The organism is Vibrio sp. RM-69-4 (assembly GCF_024743775.1).
In the GTDB taxonomy this organism is placed as follows: domain Bacteria; phylum Pseudomonadota; class Gammaproteobacteria; order Enterobacterales; family Vibrionaceae; genus Vibrio; species Vibrio anguillarum.
Genome location: NZ_JAMQXI010000046.1, coordinates 1 through 5,884 on the forward strand (window position 1 = coordinate 1; position 5,884 = coordinate 5,884).

A 5,884-nucleotide genomic window follows, 5' to 3' on the forward strand; every position below is an offset into this window, starting at 1 on the left:
CTTAAAACATTAAAAATCATTGTTTGCTGCTTGTTCTTTCTTCCTTCGGCCATTCGTTTAGGTTTTCGGCAAATCAGCATTGTTTGCCAACGCAAGTCTTGAGCAGTTGCCTCAATTGAGTTTTGGGAATGCGCGAGGCTAGTCAGTTTGGCGCAAAGTCGCTTTGGCAGTTTTGCTTTCGCTTTGAGTTTTCCGAAAGTGATTTATCAAAATTTTCGGGTTTTCGAATCGCATGAAAGGCCACAAAGTTTGAATCAATTCGGGTTTTAAAACTTAGGCAGTTTGCCGGTTTCCTAAATCGGGTTAGTCTCAGGCTTGGTAAATCTAAGGTGCTGAAATTTAAGCTAACAAACTGCTTAAGCGGGATTCGCAATGCGTGGCATTTTCAGCATGCGGCGGGGTTTGTGATTAAAGTGGTGTGCGGTAGCTTTGGTAGAGCATTGCTCACCCCTTAGCAGGGCGTTATGTGTTTTGGAGTTCCGATGGAAGTAATGAAACTTGTATATGAATTAGATAACTCGGATGAGCGCCTAATTCAAAGTGTTGAAGAGTTAGATAAAGCAATCAGTCATATCGTTGAGTTGCTCGATAATTCAGCATGCCTGTATATGAATAAGAGCCACTCTAGTTCACTATTTTTCAGTATTACAGTGTTAGAAGAAGTGGCAAAAGCCCATCTTGGCTCTTATACAAACGGTAATCATCCAGAGAAAAAGCGGAATGTATTCAAAGACCATAAGACAAAGCACATGTTAGCAGCTCTTCCTACTGTAGCTATGGGGTCCCGACTTCAAGACGCAATAGGTGAGGCAGAAATGAACCGTATTATGGTAATGGCAAAGAGTTCGGCATTAGTCCAAGCTAGAGAGCATAGCCTTTACTTCCAAAGAGAAAACGGGAAACTTAAAATACCAAAGGAAAAAGTCAGTCGTAAATTTGCTCGCTCGATGTTGTTGTTCGCAATCGAAGTTTTTGATGACGCCTTATGTGGTTTAACTAACTTTTCTAATGAAGCAGCAGAGCAGACTGATGCATTGTTTGAGCAAATAAAAAACACATAACAATCTGTTTAAGAGTGATTCGCAACGCGTGGCATTTTTACTATGCGTTGCGTTTAGTGTTTAAGGTGTTATGCGGGAGCTTTGGTATTGCGTTGCTCACACCTTAACAGGGCGTTATGTTTAATCACGTAAATTCAGTGGGTTATGATTTTTCTTTGTACCATCGGCTTGTTAGTTTCTAGTTTTTCGGCAAGTTGGCTTCGTTTGGCGCTGTTTTCTGGACATTTATTCTTTGGCGCTGGAAATTCAGAGAATTGCCTCAGTCTATTTTCGAGTAAGCGCGAGGTTGGTTCGGCTGGCTCAATCAGTATTTTGAACACCGGTTTTTGTGCTTGAATTGCCTAAATTCGAAGTCTGTTTTTCAAATCTATGAGTCGTTTCAGTCTTCTGGTTTTTGGCTTTTGTTTGTCAGTCAAAACCGAGTTAATCTTGGTTTTGGTAAAACGTAAGTCATTGAAGCTTAAACATAACAAACGGTTCAAGAGGGACAGCCAACGCGCGGCATTTTTATCATGCGTTGGTTTTTGTGGTTACGGTGTTATGCGGAAGCTTGGTAATGGCGTTGGCTGCCCCTTAACCGGGCGTTATGCGATTATCTAAAATAATAATATAGGGAACAAAATGTCAGAAGAAAAAGCACTAATAAATATAGAGTTAGGTAAGTTTGGAGATGCAGTAAATACTTTGACGACAAAAGTTTGTGATGCTGTAGGTGTTTTATACAGACCACGAGCAATAGTTAAAGAAGCTGAAGCTCTGGCAAAAGTTCGTGAAATAGAACTTCAATCTGAATTACGGTCAGCTGATATTAAGGCACGAACTTTGGCTCGTGTTGAGTTGCAAGAACAACGTAAGCAAGCTAACTATGAGAGTATATTGGCACAGACAATAGAAAGACTTCCTGAAAACGCAAAACCAGAGAATTTAGATGAGGATTGGTTAGCATACTTTTTTGAGCGGTGCGCAACGGTTTCTGACAAAGACATGCAATTTCTTTGGGCAAGTTTACTATCAGCAGAAGCAGAAAAGTCTGGTACATTTTCTAAGCGGACAATTGAGTTTATTTCTACCGTTAGTAAAAATGAAGCCCTTAAGTTTACGGAGCTTTGCCAGCTGATTGTAAATATTCATGATGACGAGTATGTGATTGTTGATGATTTGAATGCATCAAATATCCATTCAACTTCTCTTCAGTATGCAGACTTGGTTAATATGGAGAGCATTGGACTGATTGCAATCGGTGGAAGCTATCGTGCAAATCAACTTCCGCGGAAGTTTGAGATAACCTATTTTGAAGAGTCTATAAACATTAGCTTGCCAGAACGAAAAAATAGTGGAGATCTTAGCTATGATTTTGACATTGGTGAGGTTGTATTGACATCTCTGGGGCATGAAGTGAGCAAATTATGTGAAACCAAGCCCAACATGACATATTTTAATTATCTTAAAGACTTATGGCGAAAGAGAGCGTTTATTGAACCCGAACCAATCGCATAACAAACGCTTCAAGAGGGACATCCAACGCGTGGCATTTTTACTATGCGTTGCTTTTTGTGCTTATGATGTCATGCGTTAAGTAAAAAGTGGCGTTGGCTGCCCCTTAAGCGGGCGTTATATTCCACAAGCTGATCGGTGAACTTTTTAAGGACAAAGGATGAAATATATTGAAATCCCCAAGTATCTTCATGAGGTCTTTGGTGAAAAGCAATCTTTAATTGAAATTACTTGTACGGCAATATTTGCCTTATTTGGTAGTTTTCTAATTTATTTCCAGCTTTATCGTCCTATAGCCCATGAAAATGGTTGGTTGACAGTGTTAGGTTTCATTCTAATTGCTGATGTGCTGGCTGGGTGCATTGCAAATTTTAGCCGAGGCACAAATAAGTTCTACGCAGAAAGGAGAAAGGGACGCTTTCTTTTTATTGCTATACATATTCATATCTTAGCAATAGCGTGGCTTCTTTCTGCACCCTTCAAGTATGCGTTTCTAATCTGGGCCTACACAATAATATCCGCCTTAGTGGTAAATGCTTTAAAGGATAATCGCATCCAACTGTTCATTTCTGCAAATCTAATGTGTAGTGGTTTGTTATTACTTATGTTTTTACCGTTACCCACTTGGTTCTTAATCACCAGCACGTTCTTTTTGATTAAAGTCATGTTTAGTTTCGCCGTGGATCATTATGGCAATCAGGATTAAATACGTAGCCTATCATGGTTAAGTGAATCGAATATAACAAACGGCTCAAGAGGGATTGCCAACGCGTGGTGGTTTTAGTGCAAAATTGAAGTTCAGAGTTTACAGCGTGTTTTTTGAATCCGGCGGTGCGTTGTCAACCCCTTAGCCGGGCGTTAGATTGTAATTGTGGATTGGAGGTAAAATGTCACAGTGGGACGATAGATTCAAAGAGCATGCAATTCATGCAAGCATTGAAAATTTGACTGAGAGGTTGGGAAGTGATGATCTTATTTCTGAAGACCTCAATATTATTGAAATTATCGATCGTATTACTCAAGCTAAATCTTATGCTGAACTATGTCTTAGTAATTTGATTCCCGCATTAGTTAACTATACTCATCTTAATAATGCTAATAGCTATATGAGTAGCATAACTTCAGAAGTTAACAGTTACATTTCAAATAAAAATGTGGGGCACTTAAATAATACCTCTGCACATATTGATAACTTGATGATACAGCTAAATGCACTACCTGTTGCAAAACAAGCTGTTACAGAGCAAGCATTCACTACTTCACTCATTGAGTTTAAAAAGTTAACTGAAAGGTCATTTTGCGAAATTAAAAAGTCAAAAGATGAATTGTTCGAATCTGTTGAAATAATCATGAGCGATTCAACTGACCAGAAATCAAAGCTTGAAGGGTTGGTAAATGAAATCGAGATGTACAATGAGAGTATTCAAACATCACTTAGTGATTTTAATGACCGATTTGACGCAACTGAGCAGCAGTATTCCGAAAAATTGGACGAAACAACTAGTAATTTTGAAAGTAAATATCAGGTTTTTTCAAAAGATATTAGTGAAAAGTTAAACACTAACGTAGTTACAAATGAAGAAAAAGTAGATGACCTTTTAGCCAACCATAAAGAAAAATTTAGTGCTCAAACTGAGCAACAAAAGTTGGACGCTCAAGAGGTTTTAGATGAATTAGAAAAGAAAAAATCAGAAGCTTCAACTCTATTACAAATTATTGGAAATATCGGTATAACAGGTAACTATCAAAATATCGCAAACAATGAGAAAAAAGCTGCAGATATTTGGCGTCGTATAGCACTCTGCTTGATGATAGGTATGGTGTTGATTATTGGTTTTACTATTTTTATATCCACGACCAATGGATTTGACTGGAAATTAGCCTTGTTTAGAGTTGGTGCTGCTCTCGTTCTGGCTGTACCTGCGGCTTACGCTGCAAAGGAGTCAGCCAAACACAGGAGCTTAGAAAACCATAATAGGCGTTCTGAGCTGGAATTAGCTTCTCTAGATCCATACTTAGAGAAGCTACCTAAAGAAACACGGGACAAGGTTAAAGAAGAACTGACTAAGAAGTTTTTTGGTTTAAATAGTACAGAACAAAAAGTAGAAAGCCCTGTCTCTAACAAAGCGATATTCGATTTATTGAAAACTGCCATAGATAAGAAGTAAACAATCTAACAAACAATTTAAGTGTGATTCCCCACGCTTGGCATTTTTGGTTCGGGGTTAGTTCAGTGTTTACGGTGGTATGGTTGAGTAATGTGGTAGCGTGGCTCACACCTTAATTGGGCGTTATGCAACTCAGGTAAATTTAGGGCTCAATCTTTTGAGGTTTCTCCGGCCATTCGTTTTGTGCTGTCGGAAAATGAGCTTTTTTACTCTAAAATTCGTGGTTAACTTAAACCGTAAAACAGGCAAGGTTCTTTGTTTGCCTCAATCAGTTTTAGCGCCGGTGCGTTGTGAATTTTGCGTGCGCAAAGTGTGGAAAGGGCAAGTTTATTGAGCATTTTGTACTTGCTGAAAATCTTGCTTGTTGAGTTTGTCTAATTCAAAAGCTTGGTTTGTTGTTGAACGGTGGACTTTGTTTTGGCGGCTCATTTATCACCGCTCTGGCTTGGGTTGATTCTTGAATCACTCAACCATTGCAATCGTGGATTTTGGTCGTGTAAAGTCAGTTTATCTCATTGAATTTGCATAACAAACGGCTCAAGAGGGATTGCCAACGCATGGCGACTTTAGTGCAAAATTGAAGTTTAGTGTTTACAGTGTGTTTTTTGAGTTCGGCGATGCGTTGTCAACCCCTTAGCCGGGCGTTATGCAACTCAGGTAAATTTAGGGGTTCAATCTTTTGGATTTCTCCGGCCATTCGTTTGGTATTGTCGGCAAATGAGCTTTTTTACCCTAAAATTCGTGGTTTACTCAAGCCGTAAAACAGGCAAGGTTCTTTGTTTGCCTCAATGAGTTTTGGTGCTGGTTTGTTGTCAATTCAGCGTGCGCAAAGTGTGGAAAGGGCAAGTTAATCGAGCATTTTGCACTTGCTGAAGTTTTCGCTCGTTGAGTTTTCCTGATTCAAAAGCTTGGTTTGTTGTTGAAAGGTGAGCTTTGTTTTGGCGGCTCATTTATCACCGCTCAGGCTTGGGTTGGTTCTTGAATCACTCAACCATTGCAATCGTGGCTTTTGATCGAGTAAAGTCAGTTTATCTTATTGAATTTGCATAACAAACGGCTCAAGAGGGATTGCCAACGCTTGGCGACTTTAGTTCAAAATTGAAGTTTAGTGTTTACAGTGTGTTTTTTAAGTTCGGCAGTGCGTTGTCAACCCCTTAGCCG

General features: G+C 39.3%; 4 protein-coding genes. All 4 read left to right on the plus strand.

What is annotated here, in order from left to right:
• The first annotated feature begins 482 nt into the window (after positions 1-482).
• The 4 genes from NB504_RS06655 (at position 483) to NB504_RS06690 (ending at position 4,723) form a co-directional block, all read left to right on the plus strand.
• Positions 483-1,061, plus strand: a complete 579-nt coding sequence (locus NB504_RS06655) for an AbiV family abortive infection protein (protein WP_193168312.1) — start codon at positions 483-485, stop codon at positions 1,059-1,061.
• A gap of 621 nt (positions 1,062-1,682) precedes the next feature.
• A complete protein-coding gene (locus NB504_RS06675; protein ID WP_258428528.1) occupies positions 1,683-2,558 on the plus strand; it encodes a DUF2806 domain-containing protein in 876 nt (291 codons plus the stop codon).
• Positions 2,559-2,715: 157 nt separating this feature from the next.
• The gene (locus tag NB504_RS06685) at positions 2,716-3,261 is read left to right on the plus strand and encodes a hypothetical protein (RefSeq protein WP_258428529.1); all 546 of its coding nucleotides are present in this window, start codon (positions 2,716-2,718) and stop codon (positions 3,259-3,261) included.
• 181 nt (positions 3,262-3,442) lie between these two features.
• Positions 3,443-4,723, plus strand: a complete 1,281-nt coding sequence (locus tag NB504_RS06690) for a hypothetical protein (RefSeq protein ID WP_194585815.1) — start codon at positions 3,443-3,445, stop codon at positions 4,721-4,723.
• Positions 4,724-5,884 lie beyond the last annotated feature (1,161 nt).

What these genes read in the sequence shown, in the direction of transcription:
- NB504_RS06655 (WP_193168312.1), top strand. Translation starts at nt 483, where the DNA reads ATGGAAGTAATGAAACTTGTATATGAATTAGATAACTCGGATGAGCGC.
- NB504_RS06675 (WP_258428528.1), top strand. Translation starts at nt 1,683, where the DNA reads ATGTCAGAAGAAAAAGCACTAATAAATATAGAGTTAGGTAAGTTTGGA.
- NB504_RS06685 (WP_258428529.1), top strand. Translation starts at nt 2,716, where the DNA reads ATGAAATATATTGAAATCCCCAAGTATCTTCATGAGGTCTTTGGTGAA.
- NB504_RS06690 (WP_194585815.1), top strand. Translation starts at nt 3,443, where the DNA reads ATGTCACAGTGGGACGATAGATTCAAAGAGCATGCAATTCATGCAAGC.